The organism is Acidovorax sp. FG42 (assembly GCF_057809195.1).
The window spans coordinates 38024-57771 of sequence record NZ_JBMDJM010000024.1 but is presented as its reverse complement, the minus strand read 5'-3'; the positions used below and the strand labels follow the sequence as shown (position 1 = coordinate 57771).

The 19748-nt window shown below is 65.9% G+C and carries 19 protein-coding genes; 11 read left to right on the top strand and 8 right to left on the bottom strand.

What is annotated here, in order from left to right; genetic code table 11:
- Positions 1-12 precede the first annotated feature (12 nt).
- Positions 13-363: an antibiotic biosynthesis monooxygenase family protein gene (locus tag ACODSM_RS20855; protein WP_488806758.1), complete on the top strand. Its 351-nt coding sequence runs from the start codon at positions 13-15 to the stop codon at positions 361-363.
- 36 nt (positions 364-399) lie between these two features.
- On the opposite strand, the gene ACODSM_RS20850 is transcribed toward ACODSM_RS20855, so the two are convergent.
- Positions 400-729, bottom strand: a complete 330-nt coding sequence (locus ACODSM_RS20850; RefSeq protein WP_488806757.1) for a hypothetical protein — start codon at positions 727-729, stop codon at positions 400-402.
- Positions 730-807: 78 nt separating this feature from the next.
- Entirely contained in the window at positions 808-2160 is a 1353-nt protein-coding gene (locus tag ACODSM_RS20845) for an ammonium transporter (protein WP_488806756.1), read from the bottom strand.
- A gap of 518 nt (positions 2161-2678) precedes the next feature.
- Between ACODSM_RS20845 and ACODSM_RS20840 the strand changes: the two genes are divergently transcribed.
- The 5 genes from ACODSM_RS20840 to ACODSM_RS20820 all read left to right on the top strand — a co-directional run bounded on the left by ACODSM_RS20840 (position 2679) and on the right by ACODSM_RS20820 (position 7096).
- Entirely contained in the window at positions 2679-3437 is a 759-nt protein-coding gene (locus tag ACODSM_RS20840; protein ID WP_488806755.1) for a sulfite exporter TauE/SafE family protein, read from the top strand.
- A 262-nt stretch (positions 3438-3699) separates the two neighbouring features.
- Entirely contained in the window at positions 3700-4464 is a 765-nt protein-coding gene (locus ACODSM_RS20835; RefSeq protein WP_015012152.1) for an ABC transporter substrate-binding protein, read from the top strand.
- A gap of 130 nt (positions 4465-4594) precedes the next feature.
- Positions 4595-5377 carry an amino acid ABC transporter permease gene (locus ACODSM_RS20830; RefSeq protein ID WP_488806754.1) on the top strand — a complete coding sequence of 261 codons (783 nt, stop codon included), beginning with the start codon at positions 4595-4597 and terminating at the stop codon, positions 5375-5377.
- Positions 5374-6129: an amino acid ABC transporter ATP-binding protein gene (locus tag ACODSM_RS20825; protein WP_015012150.1), complete on the top strand. Its 756-nt coding sequence runs from the start codon at positions 5374-5376 to the stop codon at positions 6127-6129. The genes ACODSM_RS20830 and ACODSM_RS20825 overlap by 4 nt, the downstream gene beginning before the upstream one ends.
- A 79-nt stretch (positions 6130-6208) precedes the next feature.
- Positions 6209-7096: a DMT family transporter gene (locus ACODSM_RS20820; protein ID WP_488806753.1), complete on the top strand. Its 888-nt coding sequence runs from the start codon at positions 6209-6211 to the stop codon at positions 7094-7096.
- Positions 7097-7180: 84 nt separating this feature from the next.
- Here the strand turns inward: ACODSM_RS20820 and mrdA are convergent, their stop codons facing one another.
- The 4 genes from mrdA to ACODSM_RS20800 form a co-directional block, all read right to left on the bottom strand.
- Entirely contained in the window at positions 7181-9121 is a 1941-nt protein-coding gene (gene mrdA, locus ACODSM_RS20815; RefSeq protein ID WP_015012148.1) for a penicillin-binding protein 2, read from the bottom strand.
- A gap of 93 nt (positions 9122-9214) precedes the next feature.
- Entirely contained in the window at positions 9215-9733 is a 519-nt protein-coding gene (gene mreD, locus ACODSM_RS20810; protein ID WP_015012147.1) for a rod shape-determining protein MreD, read from the bottom strand.
- Positions 9734-9776: 43 nt separating this feature from the next.
- Positions 9777-10700, bottom strand: coding sequence for a rod shape-determining protein MreC (gene mreC, locus ACODSM_RS20805; protein WP_060986583.1), 924 nt, complete (start codon positions 10698-10700; stop codon positions 9777-9779).
- A gap of 131 nt (positions 10701-10831) precedes the next feature.
- Positions 10832-11875, bottom strand: a complete 1044-nt coding sequence (locus ACODSM_RS20800; protein ID WP_008907364.1) for a rod shape-determining protein — start codon at positions 11873-11875, stop codon at positions 10832-10834.
- Between the two features lie 207 nt (positions 11876-12082).
- Here ACODSM_RS20800 and gatC point away from each other — a divergent pair, with 207 nt between their 5' ends.
- From gatC to gatB, 3 genes are read left to right on the top strand one after another with little or no spacing between them, the layout of a single operon-like run.
- A complete protein-coding gene (gatC, locus tag ACODSM_RS20795) occupies positions 12083-12382 on the top strand; it encodes an Asp-tRNA(Asn)/Glu-tRNA(Gln) amidotransferase subunit GatC (protein WP_488806752.1) in 300 nt (99 codons plus the stop codon).
- 12 nt (positions 12383-12394) lie between these two features.
- Positions 12395-13888 carry an Asp-tRNA(Asn)/Glu-tRNA(Gln) amidotransferase subunit GatA gene (gene gatA, locus ACODSM_RS20790; protein ID WP_209816517.1) on the top strand — a complete coding sequence of 498 codons (1494 nt, stop codon included), beginning with the start codon at positions 12395-12397 and terminating at the stop codon, positions 13886-13888.
- A 1-nt stretch (position 13889) separates the two neighbouring features.
- Complete coding sequence (gene gatB / locus ACODSM_RS20785) at positions 13890-15338, top strand: Asp-tRNA(Asn)/Glu-tRNA(Gln) amidotransferase subunit GatB (RefSeq protein ID WP_488806751.1); 1449 nt, start codon at positions 13890-13892, stop codon at positions 15336-15338.
- Positions 15339-15444: 106 nt separating this feature from the next.
- Here gatB and ACODSM_RS20780 read toward each other — a convergent pair whose 3' ends face one another.
- Together ACODSM_RS20780 and pyrE are read right to left on the bottom strand one after the other, a co-directional pair.
- The gene (locus tag ACODSM_RS20780) at positions 15445-16143 is read right to left on the bottom strand and encodes a DUF4124 domain-containing protein (protein WP_209816519.1); all 699 of its coding nucleotides are present in this window, start codon (positions 16141-16143) and stop codon (positions 15445-15447) included.
- 5 nt (positions 16144-16148) lie between these two features.
- Positions 16149-16847 carry an orotate phosphoribosyltransferase gene (gene pyrE, locus ACODSM_RS20775; protein ID WP_060986588.1) on the bottom strand — a complete coding sequence of 233 codons (699 nt, stop codon included), beginning with the start codon at positions 16845-16847 and terminating at the stop codon, positions 16149-16151.
- Positions 16848-16857: 10 nt separating this feature from the next.
- On the opposite strand from pyrE, the gene ACODSM_RS20770 reads away from it, so the two are divergent.
- Both ACODSM_RS20770 and ACODSM_RS20765 read left to right on the top strand, forming a co-directional pair.
- Positions 16858-17661: an exodeoxyribonuclease III gene (locus tag ACODSM_RS20770; protein WP_110960909.1), complete on the top strand. Its 804-nt coding sequence runs from the start codon at positions 16858-16860 to the stop codon at positions 17659-17661.
- 25 nt (positions 17662-17686) lie between these two features.
- Positions 17687-19594, top strand: a complete 1908-nt coding sequence (locus ACODSM_RS20765; protein ID WP_015012139.1) for a GspE/PulE family protein — start codon at positions 17687-17689, stop codon at positions 19592-19594.
- Positions 19595-19748: the final 154 nt, after the last annotated feature.

The window sequence follows — 19748 nt, the reverse complement described above, 5'->3', positions numbered from 1 at the left end:
ACCATCGCGCCGATGTACTCCTCCACTTTCATCTTTGCGACCAAACAGTTCGACGACGCCTTTCACCGCCTGGACGAGGCGATCGCCACCGCCGCCCGTTCCATCGACGGCTACCTGGGCGAGGAGTCCTGGACGGACACGGGCAACGGCCTGGTGTCCAACGTGTACTACTGGCAGTCGCTGGAAGCCTTGCAAACGCTGATGCAACACCCCGCGCACCTGAAGGCCAAGGCCGCGCAGGGGCAGTGGCTCAATGGCTACCAGGTGGTGATTGCGCAGGTGCTGCGCACCTACGGGGACAACCGGCTGGTTGGGCTGCTGCCCACGGCCGGGCTCTTCACACAGGGCACTGCGCCCCACTAGTTTTTTCAAGCCACGGCGCAGAAGCCTCTTGGCAGGTCAGCGGATGCCGCCCACATAGCGCGGCACCTCGGGGGCGGGCTCGGGGGGCGGTGCGGGGCGCGCACGCACCGCCTGCGCCGCTGCATCCAGCAGCGGTCGGCGCTGGGCGGCCGGCGGGCTGGCGTGCAGGGCGTGCTCCAGGCGGTCGGCCCATTCGGCCAAGTCGGGCGCGTTGTCTTCGGTGGCGCGCTGGCGCGCAAACCGCACGATCTCCTGCGCGTAGTCCGCGTTGGCCGCCATCCATTCGGTATCGGTCACGCGCCCTGTCTTGCGCCGCAACAGCACATGCAGGTGGGCGGCAATCGCCAGCTTGTCTGAATCGGGCATGTTCGGCTCCTTACTGCATTGGGGTCATCCATCGGACTGCATTCGCTGGCCCGCACATCACAGGACGCGGCGACACATTCAGCCGCCCAGGCGCTCGCGGTGCTGGGCAATGTCCAGCCCGGTCTGCTCGCTTTGCTCGTCCACCCGCAGGCCCATCGCAAAGTTGACGACACACAGCAGCGCGGCCGTCACCACCAGGCTGTAGGCCCCCACCGCGCCCACGCCGATGGCCTGGGTCAGCAGGCTGCCCGCAGCGCCTCCCACGGTCTTGCTGGCCAGCACGCCTGTCAGCAGCGACCCCACGATGCCGCCAACGCCATGCACGCCAAATACGTCGAGCGAGTCATCCACCCGCAGCAGCCGCTTGAGCCCCGTGGCGCCCCAGTAGCAGGCCAGCCCGGCCACCAGACCAATCACGACGGCCGAGCGCAGCGTGACAAAACCGGCGGCGGGCGTGATGGCCACCAGCCCCGCCACCAGGCCGGAGCACAGCCCCAGCAGCGACGGGCGCCCGCGCACCACCCACTCGCCCAGCATCCACGACAGCGCCCCGGCTGCAGCGGCCAGGTGCGTCACGGCCATGGCCAGCCCGGCGCGCCCATCGGCCGCCACCGCTGAGCCTGCGTTGAAGCCAAACCAGCCCACCCACAGCATGCCCGCGCCCGCCATGGTGAGCCCCAGGTTGTAGGGTTCAAACGGCTCGCGCCCATACCCCGCGCGGCGGCCCAGAAACCAGGCGCACACCAGCCCTGCCACGCCCGCATTCACGTGCACCACCGAGCCGCCCGCAAAGTCCAGCGCGCCCATCTGCGCCAGCCAGCCCCCGGGCTCCCACACCCAGTGCGCCACGGGCGCGTACACCACCAGCGTCCACAGCCCAATGAAGACCAGCATGGCCGAGAACCGCATGCGCTCCACAAACGCGCCCACCAGCAGAGCGGCCGTGATGATGGCGAAGGTGAGCTGGAACATGGCGTACACCGACTCGGGAATCAGCGGCGCAATGTGGCTCACGGCCAGCTTGCCCGCCTCCAGCTGAAAGTCGAGCCCGGCAAAGCCGGCGCGGTCCCAGCCCCCCAGCCAGGCGCTGCCCGGTGTGAAAGCCAGTGAGTACCCCGCCGCAAACCACAGCAGGCTGACCAGCCCCGCAATGGCGACCACGCAGGCCATGGTGTTGAGCACGTTCTTCCTGCGCACCATGCCTGCGTAAAACAGCGCAATGCCGGGCAGCGTCATCAGCAGCACCAGGGCGGTGGAGGTCATCATCCAGCCGGTGTGGGCCGCATTCACCGTGTCCTGGGCCACCAGGGCGGGGCGTGTGAGGGGCGCCGCTATGGCGGGAGCCTCTGGCACGCTCTGGGCCAGCGCGCAGGTGCACAGCCCCAGACACAACGACACGACCACAAACACCCAGTGGCTGACTGCACGCATGCACGCTCCCTTTCGCAATTTGTTACAAGCGCATTGCACGAGCCATGCCAGCCGGTTGCCACCGAATCGGGGCAGAGCAAGCCCCCGAAAGCCGTCCGACGCCCAACAACGGGGGGGCGGGAAACTCCCAATGCACCAGCGGGGTGCAGCCGTTACAGTCACGGCACTCGAAAGCGCGCTTCGGTGTGCCAAGCGAGGGGCCCGAGGAGACAACCTTTCTACCAACAATACAGTCCAAACACCCAACGAGGTGTACACCCTTTCAGGCGCTGGCGATCCCAGCGCCTTTTTCTTGCCTGCCAGGGATGGCCTGCATAACCCTCGCGAGTCAGTGGTAGTGCGGATCGGGATGGGCAGCAAGGCGCCTTTTCACAGCCAATAGCCCGGCTATTGGCAAGAAAAGCAACGCAGCGGACCGCGCGACGCCGCGCTATCACCGACCGCAGGGGGTTATGCAGGCCATCCCTAGATCCTGAGCGGTCCTGAATCGATAGCAGGCCCGGTGCGACAATCCTGCGATGGAATGGATTTTGATGACCCTGGCCTCGCTGCTCGCGGGCTTTGTGGATGCGATCGTGGGAGGCGGTGGACTGGTGATGGTACCGGCGCTGTTTGCGGCTTTTCCGGGCGCGCCCCCGGCCACGCTGCTGGGCACCAACAAGGCGGCCTCGGTCTGGGGCACCGCCATGGCCACCTGGCAATACAGCCGCAAGGTGCAGATTCGCTGGTCGGCCATGCTGCCGGCCGCAGCCGCCGGTTTCGCCGGCTCGTTCGTGGGCGCCTGGGCCGTCACCGTGGTGTCGGCCGACTTCCTGCGCAAGCTGCTGCCCCTGGTGCTGCTGGGCGTGCTGCTCTACACCCTGGCCAAGAAGGAGCTGGGGCGGCACCACACCCCCCGGTTTGCGGGCCGGGCCGAGGTGATTGCCGCGTGCCTGATTGGCGTGCTCATCGGCTTTTACGACGGGTTCTTTGGCCCGGGCACCGGCAGCTTCTTCGTCTTCTTGTTCGTGCGGCTGCTGGGCTACGACTTTCTCAATGCATCGGCCTCGGCCAAGCTGCTCAACTGCGCCACCAACATTGCCGCCATTGCGCTGTTTGCCGCCAAGGGCCATGCGTGGTGGCACTTTGCGGTGACGCTGGCCGTGGCCAACGTGCTGGGCAGCCTGCTGGGCACGCACATGGCGCTCAAGCATGGCACCGGCTTTGTGCGGGGCATCTTCATCGTGGTGGTGAGCACGCTGATCCTGAAGACGGGGTACGACGCCTTCCTGCGGTAGGCCTGCTTTTCACCCACCAGGTGTCGCCTGCCAGGGTGGCATCCAACTTGCAACGCGCTGCACGGCCTACCACCAGGGCGCCTCGAGGTCATCGGGGTTGCCCTGCATGGCCCGAATGTGAACGCGCGTCCTATAATTTCCGCACGTTTCCGTTTGATGACGAGGCCCATCGCCAACGGCGATGTCCGCATCCACCCGCTCCGGCCTGCCTACCCGCAGGCCGGATTTTTTGTACCTGAACCACCCCCCACAGGAACCTGTCATGCAATTTTTCAAGTCTGCCGTTGTCACCGCCGTGGCGCTGTGCGCTGCCCTCGCCGTCCAGGCCCGCACGCTGGACGAAATCAAGAAAGACGGCAAGATCATCGTGGCCACCGAGGGCCAGTTCGCCCCCTTCAATTACTTCGAAGGCACCAAGCTGACGGGTTTTGAGGTGGAAGTGGCGGAGCTGGTGGTCAAGAAGATGGGCCTCAAGCTCGAATGGAAGACCCTGGGCTTTGACGCCCTGTTGACTGGCCTGGGCCAGAACCGCTGGGACGCCGTGATCGCCTCGCACGGCGTGACCGACGAGCGCTCCAAGGCCGTGACCTTTGCCAACCCCCACTACTGCTCGGGCGGCATCATCGTGGCCATGGACGACAAAATCCGCAACGCCAAGGACCTGACCGGCAAGGTCGTGGCCGTGCAGACCGGCACCAGCTACCTGGAGCAGGTCAAGAAGGTCAGCGGCGTGAAGGAAGTGAAGAACTTCCCGCAAGACACCGACGCCCAGCGCGCCCTGATCTCCAAGCGCGTGGACGCCTGGGTCAGCGACAAGTTCGTGGCCAAGGAAGCCGCCGCCAAGAACGCCAAGGCCGGCTTCAAGCTGGGCGACATGCTGTTCATCGAGCGCATCGCCCCCGCCATGGCCAAGGGCAACACCGGCCTGGCCGATGCCTGGAACAAGGCGTTCACCGAAGTGCTGGCCGATGGCAGCTACGCCGCCGTCTCCAAGAAGTACTTCAACGAAGACGTGCGCTGCAACTGATGTAAAAACGCGTCACGGGGTGCGCAGAGGGCCCAGGCCTGCTGCGCACCCTTTGCCGTTTCTGGTGACGGGTGCATGATCGCCCTGCCCCAGTCCGATTTCCAACCAAGACCGTATGGTCGTCTAATCCATGCTTCTCGCTCTTTGGCCACAAGGCTGGTCCCGACAGCAGCGCAGCAATGCCACGCTGGTCGCTGCACTGGTCGTGATGGTGCTGGCCCTCTCGCTGCTGGGCCAATTGCTGTCGTTCTTTCCCGACCCCATCGGCCCCAACGCCCAGGCGTTTTCTGAAGGTGCGCGCACCACGCTGTGGCTCACGCTGGTCAGTGGTGCTGTGGGCCTGGTGCTGGGCACCGCAGCGGCGCTGGCCCGGACGGCCCGCTGGACGCCCGTGCGCTGGGTGGCTGGCGTGTACATCTGGGCGATTCGCGGCACACCGCTCCTAGTGCAGATCCTGTTTGTGTACTTTGCCCTGCCGGTGCTGGTGCCAGGGCTCAACTTGCCCGACTTTGCCGCCGCCGTCGTGGCCCTGGGGCTGAACGTGGGCGCATACAACGCCGAGGCCCTGCGCGCAGGCCTGCTGGCCGTGCCACGTGGACAGACCGAGGCCGCCCGTGCGCTGGGCCTGGGCCGCATGCATGTGTTCATGGATGTGGTGTTCCCGCAGGCGTTCAAGATTTCGCTGCCGCCGCTGGTGAGCAACTTCGTGGCGCTGCTCAAGGACTCGTCGCTGGCCTACGCCATCGGCGTGGTGGAGCTGACCAACGTGGGCAACCGCATCCAGTCGGCCACCTTCCAGCCCATCGCCACGCTGACCACGGTGGCCATCACCTACCTGCTGCTGACCACGCTGGTCACGCAGATCTCCAACGCCGTCGAATACCGCTTCGACGTGGAAGGGCGCAACCGATGACCGCGACGACGAACCAGCCCAAGCCCTACATCGTGGCCGAGCGGGTGTGCAAGTCGTTTGGCGCACACCAGGTGCTCAAGGACGTGTCCACCGTGTTCCACACCGGCGAGGTCACGGTGATCATTGGTGCCTCCGGCTCGGGCAAGAGCACGCTGCTGCGCGCCATCAACCGGCTGGAGCCCCACGACAGCGGGCGCATCACCATTGACGGCGTGGAGGTGAGCGACGACCACGCCACTCTGCAGCGCCAGCGCTGCGAGGTGGGCATGGTGTTCCAGCAGTTCAACCTGTTCGGCCACATGAGCGTGCTGGACAACGTGACGCTGGCGCCGCGCCGCATTCGCAAAACACCACGCCCTCAGGCCAACGACGAAGCCATGCAGCTGCTGCGCCGCGTGGGCATGCAGGACCACGCGCACAAGTACCCGTGGCAACTGTCGGGCGGGCAGCAGCAGCGGGTGGCCATTGCCCGGGCGCTGGCCATGCAACCCAAGGTGATGCTGTTTGACGAGCCCACCTCGGCGCTGGACCCAGAGATGGTCAAGGAAGTGCTGGACGTGATGCGCAGCCTGGCCCGTGGCGGCATGACCATGATCGTGGTGACCCACGAAATGGGCTTTGCGCGTGAGGTGGCCGACCGGGTGATGTTCTTCGACCAGGGCCGCATCGCACACGATGCGCCGCCGCAGGAGTTCTTCAGCAACCCGGCCAACGACCGCATCCGCGCGTTCCTGGGCCAGGTCAGCCACTGACCAGAATCCGCGCCGCACTGCAAAGGCCGCCCGGGCAACCGGCGGCCCTTTTTTCTTTTTGGTATTGAGGAATTTGTCGATGCGTACTGAACGCTGGGGCCTGATGGCCCTGCTGGCCGTGACCGTGGTGTGGGGCACCACCTTCCCCGCCATGAAACTGCTCTCGGCGCACCTGGACGCGCTGCAGATCATCTGGCTGCGCTTCGTGATCGCGCTGGTGGTGCTGGCACCGCTGTGGCGCGGCATGCTGCGCCACGAGCGGCGCTGGGGCTGTGCTTTGGGCCTGCTGCTGTTCCTGGCGTTCTGGCTGCAGATCGAGGGCCTCGCGCGCACCAGCAGCAACCGCAATGCGTTTGTGACCGGCCTGAACGTGCTGGTGGTGCCGCTGATCGCCATGGCGTTTCTGGGCCGGCGCTATGGCTGGCGGCTCTGGGCCGCGTGTGTGATGGCGCTGGCGGGCATGGCGCTGATGTTCCATGAGAACGAGCCCTGGAACCTTGGCGATACGCTGACGCTGGCCAGCACCGTGTTCTATGCGCTGTACATCCTGGCGCTGGAAGAATGCGCGCGCCGCACGGCCGCACAGCCCTTGCGCGCCACCCGCATGGCCGCCGCCCAGGCCACGGTGATGGCCCTGGCCTCCACCGCGCTGCTGCTGGTGCAAAGCGGCAACATGGACTGGCTGCGCGCTTCGGCCCACCTGCCGGTGGACGCCCTGCTGGCCTTGCTGTACCTGGGCCTGCTGGCCAGTGTGGTGGTGGTGACGCTGCAGGCCTGGGGCCAGCAGCGCGTGGACGCCATGCGCAGCGCTATCGTGTTCGGGCTGGAGCCGGTGTTTGCCGCGCTCACGGCGTGGGTGTTGCTGGGCGAACAGCTGGGCTGGGCCGGGCTGAGCGGTGCGGCGCTGATTGTGGCGGCGCTGGTGTTCAGCCAAATCCAGCCGTCACCGCGCACCGCCGGTGCTTAGGCACCCTCTGCAAGCAAAAGCGGCCGGTAGCGCTAGTCGATATGGCGCCAACAGCTATGATTTTTAGAGCAACCTAGCGTCTGATCAGGGCGCCAGCAGCGGCACCTCGCTGGCCTTGCGGGGCTTGCCGATGGGCGCACTGGCCTGGCCCTTTTGTACGGCGGCAATGTCTTCTTCGCTGGGGTATTCGCCCATCAGCCAGTAGTCAAACACGCGTCGCGCAATCGGGGCCGCATGGGCAGCGCCAAAGCCGGCGTTCTCCACAATGGCCGCCAGGGCGATGGTGGGGTTTTCGGCCGGTGCGAACGCGGCGAACAGCGAGTGGTCGCGCTGGTGCTCTTCCAGCGCCTTGGCGTTGTACTTCACGTTCTGGCCCAGGCTCACGGCCTGGGCGGTGCCCGTCTTGCCCGCCGAGGTGTAGGGCGCGCCCATGAACACCCGCGTGCCCGTGCCGCCCTTGTTCACGGCCACGAGGGCGTTGCGCACCAGTTCCACGTTCTTGGGCAGGTAGCCCAGGTTGACGCCGGGGGGCTGCACGATTTCGGTGATCGCGCCAGTGACCGAGTTCTTCACCGCCTTGGCCATGTGCGGGCGGTAGCGGATGCCGCCGTTGGCCAGCGTGGCCTCGGCCAGCGCCAGCTGCAGCATGGTGAAGTTGTTGTAGCCCTGGCCAATGCCCAACGACACGGTTTCGCCCGGGAACCAGCGCTTCATGTCGGCCCGCTTGTAGGTGTTGCGCTTCCACTCGGTGCTGGGCAGCGTGCCCCGCACTTCGCCATTGAGGTCGATGCCCGTGGACTGGCCGAAACCCAGCGGCTTCATGAAGTCGTGGATGGCATCCACGCCCATGTCCACGGCCAGCGAATAAAAGTAGGTGTTGCTGGAGAACTGGATGGCGCGGTGCATGTCCACGCCGCCCAGGCCGCCCTCGTGGCTGCGGAAGGTGTGGCCGCCAAAGGTGTAGAAGCCGGGGTCATTCACCACCAAGCTGGGCGAGCGCTTGTTCAGCTGCAGCGCCGCCAGGGCCATGAAGGGCTTGTAGGTGGAGCCGGGCGGGTAGGTGCCGCGCAGGGCGCGGTTGAGCAGCGGCTTGTCGATGGACTCGTTGAGCGCGGCCCAGTTTTCGGCATCGATGCCTTCGACGAACAGGTTGGGGTCGAAGGTGGGCTTGCTCACCAGCGCCAGGATCTCGCCATTGCGCGGGTCGATGGCCACCAGCGCGCCCCGGCGGGTGCCATACAGGTCTTCGATGAGTTTTTGCAGCTTGATGTCGATGGACAGCATCACGCTGTCGCCCGGGGTGGCTGCGTGGCTGGAGAGCTTGCGCACGGCACGCCCACCCGCCGAGGTTTCCATCTGCTCCACGCCCGTGGCGCCATGCAGGGCCGACTCGAAGCTGTGCTCGATGCCCAGTTTGCCGATGTACTCCGTGCCCCGGTAGTTGGCCTCGTCTTCCGAGTCCTGGATGCGCGCCTTCTCGGTCTGGTTGATGCGGCCGATGTAACCAATGGCATGGCTCGCTACATCGCCCAGCGGGTAGTTGCGGAACAGCCGCGCCTTGATGTCCACGCCAGGAAAGCGGTAGCGCTGGGCGGTGAAGCGCGCCACCTCCTGGTCGGTCAGGCGGGTGCGGATGGGCAGGGATTCAAAGTTGCGCGACTCTTCCATGAGCCGCTTGAACCGGCGGCGGTCGCGCGCCTGGATGTCCACCACCTTGGACAGGGCGTCGATGGTCTCGTCCAGCACCCCCGCGCGCGAGGGCGTGATCTCCAGTGTGTAAGCCGAGTAGTTGGTGGCCAGCACCACACCGTTGCGGTCCAGGATGAGCCCCCGGTTGGGCACGATGGGCACCACGGCCGTGCGGTTGCTTTCGGCCTGGGCAGCCAGGTCCTCATGGCGCACCACCTGCAGGTACACCAGGCGCGCCGCCACCAGGCAGAACGCTGCCATCACCACCAGGCCCACCACCACGGCGCGGACCCGGAACCGCGAGGCGTCGGCTTCGCTGCTGCGCACCTCGGTCATGCGCCACCTCCCGGGCGCCACACGGACGCAAAAGACCGCGCCACAGGCGCAGCCCAGCACAACGACGCGAAGCAGCTCACACGGTGCGTCATGTCACAAAGGCCGGTTCTGGTCGCTGTCAGGCGGGCGGCGCTGGGGCGCCAGCAGCACCCAGCTGGCCAGGGGCCACAGCAGCGCCTCCAGGAACGGGGCCAGAAAGCTCCAGAACCCCGGGAAAATTCCGCCGGCCGCCATGCGCAGCATCAGCTCGATGGCATGGGCAATCGCAAACAACGGAAACACCTGCAGCGCCTGCGACGGCACGCTGAACCACAGCAAACGGCGGTGGATGGCGATGGCGCCGAACGACAGCACGGTGTAGGACAGCGCGTGCTGACCCAGCAGCGCAGACTGGCTCACGTCCATGCACAGGCCCAGCACAAACGCTGCCCCCATGCCAATGCGCAGCGGCTGGTGCACGCCCCAGAACACCAGCAGCACCATCAGCAGATCGGGCATCCACACCACGCGGCCCAGCGGCAGCATGTTGATGGCCAGGCCCGCAGCCAGACTGGCCCAGATGAACACCGGGTTCACCGGCATCAACAGGGGCTCACCCCGCGGCATGATCATCGCGGGCCTCCTTGTATCGGGGTCATCAGGGTGAAGCAGTGGCTCATTTGCGGCCTCCGCGTTTGGTCGCAGGCGCGGCCGGGGCCGCATCCGGGCGGGGCAATTCGTTGTCGCCCAGCGGCTTGAGCACCACCACGTGGCGCGCGCCCTGCACCTGGGCCAGCGGCGCGCAGTAGATGCGCGCAAAGGCAGAGTCGGCCCGGCGCTCCACCTTCACCACGCGTGCCACGGGCAGGCCGGGGGCGTACAAGCCGTCCACGCCGCTCGTGGTCAGCAGGTCGTCTTCGCGGATGTCGGCGTTGGCGGGCATGAAGCGCAGCTCCATGCCACCACCATGGCCCGCCACCGGGTCCCCATAGGCCACGCCGCGCACGCCGGTGCGGATGTTCAACACCGGGATCGCCTGGTCGCGGTCCACCAGCAGCGTGACTTCGCTGACCAGCGGGAACACGCGGGTCACCTGGCCCAGCACGCCCGCTTCGTCCATCACGGGAGCGCCCAGCTCCACGCCGCCCAGTTGCCCCCGGTCCAGCACCACACGGCGCGTGTAGGGGTCGGCGGTGTCGTAGATCACCTCGGCCGCCTGAGCGGGTGTCTGCAGCCGGTCGCGCAGTTCCAGCAGTTTGCGCAGCCGCTGGTTTTCCATGGCCAGCTGGTCGGCCTGGTTGGCACGCTGGCCCATCACGGTCATCTTCTTGCGGGCGGCGTCCAGGTCTTCTTGTGCGGTTTGCAGCGACTGAAAATAACTGCGCCCGTGGCTCGCAAATTCCACCGGCTGCAGCATGAGCCACTGCACCGGGTACAGCACGGTGGCCACGGCCTGGCGGAAGGGACCGGTGATCTGGAAGCGTGCGTCAGCCACCATGAGGAACAGCGCCAGCGCACTGAACACGGCCAAACGCGACAGGGCCGAAGGGCCCTGTTTGAAGAAAGGGGGAGCGCTGCGCTCCAGAGTACCCAGGGGCATGGTGCGCAGCGGTCAGTGTCTGCCGCGGGGAGCTGGCTCCACGGGCGGGTGCTCAGAAACAAGCATTGGAGCAGGGGCAGTCATGCAATTCGGAGCGCAAAAAAGTGCCTGCAGCATACAGGCCTGCCGACTTACTCGCTCGTGAAAATGCTGCCCAGGCGGTCCATGCGCTCCAGGGCGATGCCGCAGCCGCGCACCACGCAGGTCAGCGGGTCTTCGGCCACCAGCACGGGCAGGCCGGTTTCTTCGGCCAGCAGGCGGTCCAGGTCGCGCAGCAGCGCGCCGCCGCCAGTCAGCATCATGCCGCGGTCGGCAATGTCGGCGCCCAGCTCGGGGGGGGTTTGTTCCAGCGCGTTCTTCACGGCCGAGACGATCTGGTTCAGGGGGTCGGTCAGGGCTTCCAGCACTTCATTGCTGGAGATGGTGAAGCTGCGTGGCACGCCTTCGGACAGGTTGCGGCCCTTGACTTCCATCTCGCGCACTTCGGAGCCGGGGAAGGCCGAGCCGATGTTCTTCTTGATGGCTTCGGCCGTGGGCTCGCCGATCAGCATGCCGTAGTTGCGGCGGATGTAGCTGATGATGGCTTCGTCGAACTTGTCACCACCCACGCGGACGCTGCCCTTGTAGACCATGCCGCCGAGCGAGATCACGCCGACCTCGGTCGTGCCACCGCCGATGTCCACCACCATGGAGCCGGAGGCTTCCGAAACCGGCAGGCCTGCGCCAATACCGGCCGCCATGGGTTCTTCGATCAGGTAGACCGCCGTGGCGCCTGCGGCCTCGGCTGCGTCCTTGATGGCGCGGCGCTCGACCTGGGTGGAGCCACAAGGCACGCAGATGATGATGCGCGGGCTGGGGGTGAACAGCGTGCGCGGGTGGACCATCTTGATGAACTGCTTGATCATCTGCTCGGTGATCACGAAGTCAGCAATCACGCCGTCCTTCATCGGGCGGATGGCTTCGATGTTGCCGGGCACCTTGCCCAGCATGGCTTTGGCCTCGTGGCCTACAGCCTGGATGACTTTTTTGCCGTGGGGTCCGCCTTCGTGGCGGATGGCGACTACGGAGGGTTCGTCGAGGACGATGCCTTTGTCGCGGGCGAAGATGAGGGTGTTAGCTGTGCCAAGGTCAATGGCCAGGTCGGTGGAGAAGTACCGACGGAAAGCTCCGAACATTCAAAAGTCCTCTCGGGCACGGCATGCGCGTCGGCCTGCCATCGCCAGGTATTTCAGGGGGTGTTTATTGGCTTTTTTCACGCAATTGACTCCCATTCCGGGAGCTTTGCGGCAAAGCCGGGATAATACCCCATCCCCTGTGAATAACTCCCTCCGGCGCGGGCCGGATCACAGCTTTACGTCTGGTTTCTTTAGATTTTCCTCCCTATGGCACTGACCCCCCAGGACATCGGCCGCATTGCCAACTTGGCGCGGCTTGAGCTGACACCTTCCGAAAGTGAGCGCATACTCACCCAGCTCAACGGCTTCTTTGACATCGTGGAACAGATGCGGGCTGTGGATACCTCGGGCGTCACGCCCCTGGCCCACCCCGTGGCCGCCATTCAGGACGTGCAACTGCGACTGCGCGAGGACGTGGCCAGCGAGCCCAACCAGCGCGAAGCCAACCAGCAAAGCGCCCCCGCCGTCGAACGAGGCCTGTTCCTCGTGCCCAAAGTGATCGAGTAAGAACCCCGCCGCATGACTTCCACCGCATTGCATGATCTGGGCGTGGCCCAGCTGGCCACCGAACTGCGCGAACGCCGCGTTTCGGCCGTCGAGGCCGCCCAGCATTTCCTCGACCGCGCACAGGCCCACCAGAACCTGGGCGCCTACGTGGCCGTTAACCCCGAGATCACCCTGGCCCAGGCCCGCGCCCAGGACGCTGCCATTGCAGCTGGCACCGCAGGCCCCCTGGCGGGCGTGCCGATTGCGCACAAGGACATCTTCGTCACCAAGGGCTTCCCCAGCACCGCCGGCTCCAAGATGCTCGCGGGCTACCAGTCGCCCTTCGACGCCACCGTGGTCACCAAGCTGGCCGACGCGGGCGCCGTGACGCTGGGCAAGCTCAACTGCGACGAGTTCGCCATGGGCTCGGCCAACGAAAACTCCGCCGTCGCCCCCGTGGGCTTTGATGCCCCCGCCCCGGTGCGCAACCCCTGGGCCACCGACCGCATTCCGGGCGGCTCGTCCGGCGGCAGCGCCGTGGCTGTGGCCGCGCGCCTGGCGCCCGCCGTCACTGGCACCGACACGGGCGGCTCCATCCGCCAGCCCGCATCGTTCTGCGGCATTACCGGCATCAAGCCCACCTATGGCCGCGCCAGCCGCTACGGCATGATTGCTTTCGCCTCCAGCCTCGACCAGGCGGGGCCCATGGCCCGCTCGGCCGAAGACTGCGCGCTGCTGCTGTCCGCCATGTGCGGCCCGGACCCGGACCGCGACTCCACGTCGCTCGATGTGCCTGCCGAAAACTTCAGCGCCAAGCTCAACGACAGCATCGACGGCCTGCGCATCGGCATCCCCGCCGAGTTCTTTGGCGAAGGTCTCGCGCCCGATGTGCGTGCCGCCGTGGATGGCGCCCTCAAGGAATACGAAAAGCTCGGCGCCAAGCTCGTGCCCATCAGCCTGCCGCGCACGCAGCTGTCCATCCCGGTGTACTACATCATTGCCCCGGCCGAGGCGTCGTCCAACCTCTCCCGCTTTGACGGCGTGAAGTTCGGCCACCGCGCCAAGGACTACACCGACCTGGTGGACATGTACAAGAAGACCCGCGCCGAAGGTTTTGGCGACGAGGTCAAGCGCCGCATCATGATCGGCGCCTATGTGCTGAGCCACGGCTACTACGACGCCTACTACCTGCAGGCGCAGAAGATTCGCCGCATGATCGCCGACGACTTCCAGAACGCGTTCAAGGAGTGCGACATCATCGCCGGCCCGGTGGCCCCCACCGTGGCCTGGAAGCTGGGCGACCACGGCAACGACCCGCTGGCCGACTACCTGGCCGACATCTTCACGCTGCCCGGCTCGCTGGCTGGCCTGCCCGGCATGAGCGTGCCCGCTGGTTTTGGCGAAGGCGGCATGCCTGTGGGCCTGCAGCTGCTGGGCAACTACTTCCAGGAAGCCCGCCTTCTGAACGCTGCGCACCGCCTGCAGCAAGCCACCGACTTCCACCTCCGCCGTCCGGAGGGCTTCTGACATGACCGCCAAATTGATCCATGGCTACGAAGTCGTCATCGGCTTCGAAACCCACACCCAGCTCGCCACCCAGAGCAAGATATTCAGCCGCGCCGCCACCGCGTTTGGCGCCGAGCCCAACACCCAGGCCTGCGCCGTGGACCTGGCCCTGCCCGGCACCCTGCCCGTGATGAACCGCGAGGCCGTGGCCTGTGCTATCAAATTGGGACTGGCCCTTGGCTCCCACATTGCGCCCGTGAGTATTTTTGCGCGCAAAAATTACTTCTACCCCGACCTGCCCAAGGGCTACCAGATCAGCCAGTTCGAGATTCCAGTGGTGCAGGGCGGCGAGGTGTCGTTCTTCCTGGGTGACGAAAAGAAGACCGTGCGCCTGGTGCGCGCCCATCTCGAAGAAGACGCGGGCAAGTCGCTGCACGAAGACTTCATCGGCCAGTCGGGCATCGACCTGAACCGTGCCGGCACGCCCCTGCTGGAGATCGTGACCGAGCCCGACATCCGCAGTAGCGAAGAGGCCGTGGCCTATGCCAAGGAACTGCACAAGATCGTGACCTGGATCGGCATCTGCGACGGCAACATGCAGGAAGGCAGCTTCCGCTGCGACGCCAACGTGTCGGTGCGCAAGCCCGGCCAGCCACTGGGCACGCGCCGCGAGATCAAGAACCTGAACTCGTTCAAGTTCATGCAGCAGGCCATCGACTACGAGATCCGCTGGCAGATCGAGCAGATCGAAGACGGCCACGCGATCCAGCAGGCCACCGTGCTGTTCGACCCCGACACGGGCGAAACGCGTGCAATGCGCACCAAGGAAGATGCTGCGGACTACCGCTACTTCCCCGACCCCGACCTGCCTCCGCTCCACATTTCAGAGCAGTGGGTGCAGGAAGAACGTGCGCAGATGGCCGAATTGCCCCGCACCATGGCGGCACGCTTTGTGGCGGACTATGGCCTGCCCGAGTACGACGCCACCACGCTCACGCAGAGCAAGGCGATGGCGGCGTACTTTGAAGCGGCCGCCAAAGCCTGCAGCCAGCCCAAGCTGGCCAGTAACTGGATCATGGGAGAGGTGTCGCGCCGCCTGAATATGGCGGAGACCGGTATCGAGCAAGCTCCTGTGACTGCAGCGCAGCTGGCCACGTTGATCGGCCGCATTGCCGACGGCACAATCTCCAACAACGCCGCCAAGCAGGTGTTTGATGCGCTGTGGACCGGGGAGTCGAACGACGTGGACGCCGTCATCGAATCCAAGGGCCTCAAGCAGATGAACGACTCCGGCGCGCTGGAGAAGATCATCGACGAGGTGATTGCCGCCAACCCCGACAACGTGGCGCAGTTCCGTGCGGGCAAGGACAAGGCGTTCAACGCACTGGTCGGCCAGATCATGAAAGCCAGCAAGGGCAAGGCCAACCCGACGCAGGTCAACGAGCTGCTGCGCGCCAAGCTGGCAGGCTGAGGCACGCCGATCGGCTGCAACACCAACAACAAAGGGCCTCGCGGCCCTTTGTTGTTTGGATCTTCTGGCGTAGCGTAGGTGAAGGGAGCGCTCTCAGCGCATGGCCCTATCGCGTGGCGGCGGGTGCAGCGGCATCGCTGGCGGGCGTTGCGCCCGGCAGGGGCATGCGCTGCGCCTCCCACAGCTTGCGCAACTGGGCCAGCTCCACGTCAAACCGCTGGTGCACGCGGCGCTTTTCCTGGTCTTGCCCGGCAATGAACCGCTGCTGCTCGGCAATGCTCTCTTCGTTCTCGGCAATCTTGCGGCGCAGCGACATCGGCGCCTTGCTGGGGTCCTTCTTGTAGAACTCCATCTCGACGTCAAAGGCCTTGCGCTGCTGTGTCAGCTCGACCAGGCGCTTTTCGGCGGTGGCGGTCACATCGTCCACCAGTTGGATGGCCGCAGCGCGCTCCACATCGTGTGCTGCCTTGTCCGGGTAACGGGCGGTCAGCGCGCGTTCGCGGCGGCGCTCCTCCAGCTCGCGGGCACGGGCTTCGGCCTCCTTGCGGCGCTGGGCCTCTTGCGCGGCGCGCTCCTGCTCGGTCAGAGAAGGGCCAATTTGCCGCCGCACAATGCCCGAGGGCCCGAGTTCGCGCTGCTCGCGGTCCAGGCATTCAGCAATCGGACGGTCGGCCGTCAGGCGCCGGCCATTGCGGTCCACGCAGGTGTAGATGCCACCCGACGGACTGGGGGCTTGCGCCCACGCCAAATCAGCGCCCAGGGTGGCCAACAGAACCCCGCCCACGATCCACGCCGATTTGCTCAATCCGTCTACCCCTCGTTGACGCCGTATCGCTGGCGGTAGGCCAGCACCTTTTCGTGATGGGAACGCATCCCCTCTTCCCCGTTTTGCTCCAGGAAGAGCAATAAGTCTGCCAGCCGTGCAATGGCACACACCTGCATGCCCAGCTGGTTGCGCACGTACTGCACCGCGCTGTGGTCTACGTCCTGGCCATTCTCGGTGGCTTTTTCCTGGCGGTCCAGCGCAATGGCCACTGCATGGGGCGTGGCGCCTGCCGCCTTGATGATGGCGATGGACTCCCGGGCGGCGGTGCCGGCCGACATCACATCGTCCACGATGAGCACCCGGCCCTTGAGGGGCGCGCCCACCAGGGTGCCGCCTTCGCCGTGGTCCTTGGCCTCCTTGCGGTTGTAGGCAAAGGGCACGTTGCGCCCCAGGCGCGCCAGCTCCACGGCCACCGTGGCGGCCAGCGGAATGCCCTTGTAGGCGGGGCCAAACACCATGTCGAATTCGATGCCGCTGGCCAGCAGGGCTTTTGCATAGAATTCCGCGAGGCGGCCAATCTTGCGGCCATCGTCAAACAGTCCTGCGTTGAAAAAATAGGGGCTCAGGCGCCCGGCTTTGGTCTTGAATTCGCCAAACCGCAGCACGCCCGACTCCACCGCAAAACGCACGAAATCCTGCGCCAGCTGGCCCTGTTCGGGGGTTTGCACGCCAACATCCACCATGGGGAAATCCTTGTTCAAGTTAACCAGCCTCAATCTCAATGGCATCCGCTCGGCCACCAGCAAAGGCGTGGAAAGCTGGATGGCAGCCACGCGGCCGGATTGTATTTGCGTGCAGGAAGTGAAGGCCCAGGCGGCCGACATGGCCAACCGGTTCGAGCGCCTCGCGGACCTGCAGGGGCACTTTCACTTTGCCCAGAAAAAGGGCTATTCGGGCGTGGGCATCTACACGCGGCACGAGCCGTCGGATGTAGTCGTTGGCTATGGGTCTACCGAGTTCGATGCAGAAGGCCGATATGTCGAGCTGCGTTTTGACACGCCCGAGCGCAAGCTGTCGATCATCAGTGCCTACTTTCCGAGCGGCTCGTCGGGCGAAGAGCGCCAGCAGGCCAAATTCCGCTTTCTGGCCGAATTCCACCCCCACCTCATGCGCCTGAAGGCCGAGCGCGACTTCATCCTGTGCGGCGACATCAACATTGCGCACCAGCAAATCGACCTCAAAAACTGGCGCAGCAACCAGAAGAACAGTGGTTTTTTGCCCGAAGAACGCGCCTGGATGACAAAGTTGTTGCACACAACTGATGAAGGCGGCGGCATCATAGACGTTTACCGTCAGTTACAACCTACCGCCACCGACACCGCCTACACCTGGTGGAGCAACCGCGGGCAGGCCTATGCCAACAACGTGGGTTGGCGGCTGGACTACCACCTGGCCACCCCTGCGATCGCGGCGCTGGCGCGCGCTGAACATATTTACAAGGGCGAAAAGTTCTCGGACCACGCACCCATCACGGTGGATTACGCACTGACCCTCTGAGCCTCGCTCCAGCCCCTTTGCCCCGATGACCGACGCCAGCACCTCCGCCCCGCCTCCCGCCCACAGTTTCCGCCCCCAAAGCGCTGAGGCGCTGTGGCGTCAGATCTCCACCCCCCACCCCACGGTGGGCAAGGCGCGGCACCTGGGCGAGGCGCTGGTCCACGCGGGGCTGCTGTCCACACCGGACCTGGCAGAGGGCCTGCAGGCGCAGCAGGAGGAGCGCGGCAACGGCGTGCAGCGGCCCATCGGCCAGATCCTGGTGGACCGGGGGGCCCTCACCCAGGACCAGTTGCGCAGCGTGATCGCCACCTGGCTGGGCGAATACACCGTGCACCCCGGCGACATCACGCCCGAGGCGTCGGCGCTGGCCCTCATCCCCCGCGCCGTGGCCGAGCGAGAGTCCGTGCTGCCCCTGATCGCGCGCGATGACGCGCTGGTGCTGCTGATGGCCGACCCCTGGGACCGGGTGCTGATCGACGAGATCCGCTTTCTGACCCAACGGCGTCTGATTCCGCTGCGGGCATCGCCCGGCACGCTGATGCCTGCCATCCACAAGGCCTACCGCACCCGCCCTGCCGACGCAGGCGGCGCGGCAGCCGGCGCACGCGCCACCTCGCAGGAGCTGCTGACCAACCTGGCCACCGCGTCGCCGGACGCCGATACCGAGCAGGCCGACGTGATCAGCGAGTCGGACAACACCCTGGTGCGACTCATCAACTCGGTGATCGACGAGGCCATCAGCCACCGGGCGTCAGACATCCACATCGAGACCGAACCCGCCCCGCACAACGTGCGCGTGCGCCTGCGCATCGACGGCGACCTGGTGCCTTACCTGGAGCTGCCCGCGCGCTATCGCTTCGCGATGGTGGCGCGCATCAAGATCATGGCCAGCATGGACATCTCGGAGCACCGCAAACCGCAGGACGGCAAGATCGACTTTGCGCGTTTTGGTGGCCCGCCGGTGGAGCTGCGCGTGGTCACCGTGCCCACCTCGCGCGGGCTGGAGGACGTGGTGCTGCGCCTGCTGGCGGGTGCCAAGCCGCTGCCGCTGGAGAACATCGGCCTGAGCCAGCCCAACCTGCTGGCGCTGCGCGCGGTAGTGCAAAAAAGCTATGGTCTGGTGCTGGTGTGTGGCCCCACGGGCTGCGGCAAGACGACCACGCTGCACTCGGTGGTGCGCGACATCAACACCGCAGGCCGCAAGATCTGGACGGCCGAAGACCCCATCGAGATCACCCAGGAGGGCCTGCGCCAGGTGCAGGTGAACCCGCGCATCGGCTGGACCTTTGCCGCCGCCATGCGCACCTTTTTACGCGCCGACCCGGACGTGATCATGATCGGCGAGATGCGCGATGAAGAGACGGCGCGCATCGCCATCGAGGCCTCGCTCACTGGGCACCTGGTGCTGTCCACCCTGCACACCAACTCCGCGCCCGAAAGCATTGCGCGCCTGCTCGAAATTGGCCTGGACCCGTTCAACTTTTCGGACTCATTGCTGGCCATCCTAGCGCAGCGCCTGGTGCGCCGCCTGTGCACCTCTTGTCGCGAGCCGCGCGTGGCCGACGACGAGATGCTGACGGGCCTGGCGTCGCAGTACCTGGACAGTGGCACCCACAACACCGCCGAAGCGCGCCAGGCACAGATCGGGCGCTGGCGCCAGCAGTACGGCGGTGCCCAGGGCGAGCTGCGGATGTGGCGCCCCGTAGGCTGCGCCAAATGCGAAGGCCACGGCTACCACGGCCGTCTGGGCATCCACGAGCTGATGATGAGTGACGAAACCATTCGCCAGCACATCCGCCACCGGGCCCCGGCCTCGGACATCCGGCACTCCGCCCTCACCGCCGGCATGCTCACCCTGCGCCAGGACGGCATCGAAAAGGTATTGCAGGGCCTGACCGACATGAGTGAAGTGGTGGCCGCCACCAACCTGTAGCCCCGACAGCGGCACGATGGCCGCCAACCCACCGGCAAATACCGTCAACAATTGTCAAAACCACCCATCTCGCGGCAATTTTCCGTTGGACGGCGATCGGTTTTCCTGCTTTCACGGGCATAGTCAAGCCGTGCCAGCCGCCGTACCTGGAGCC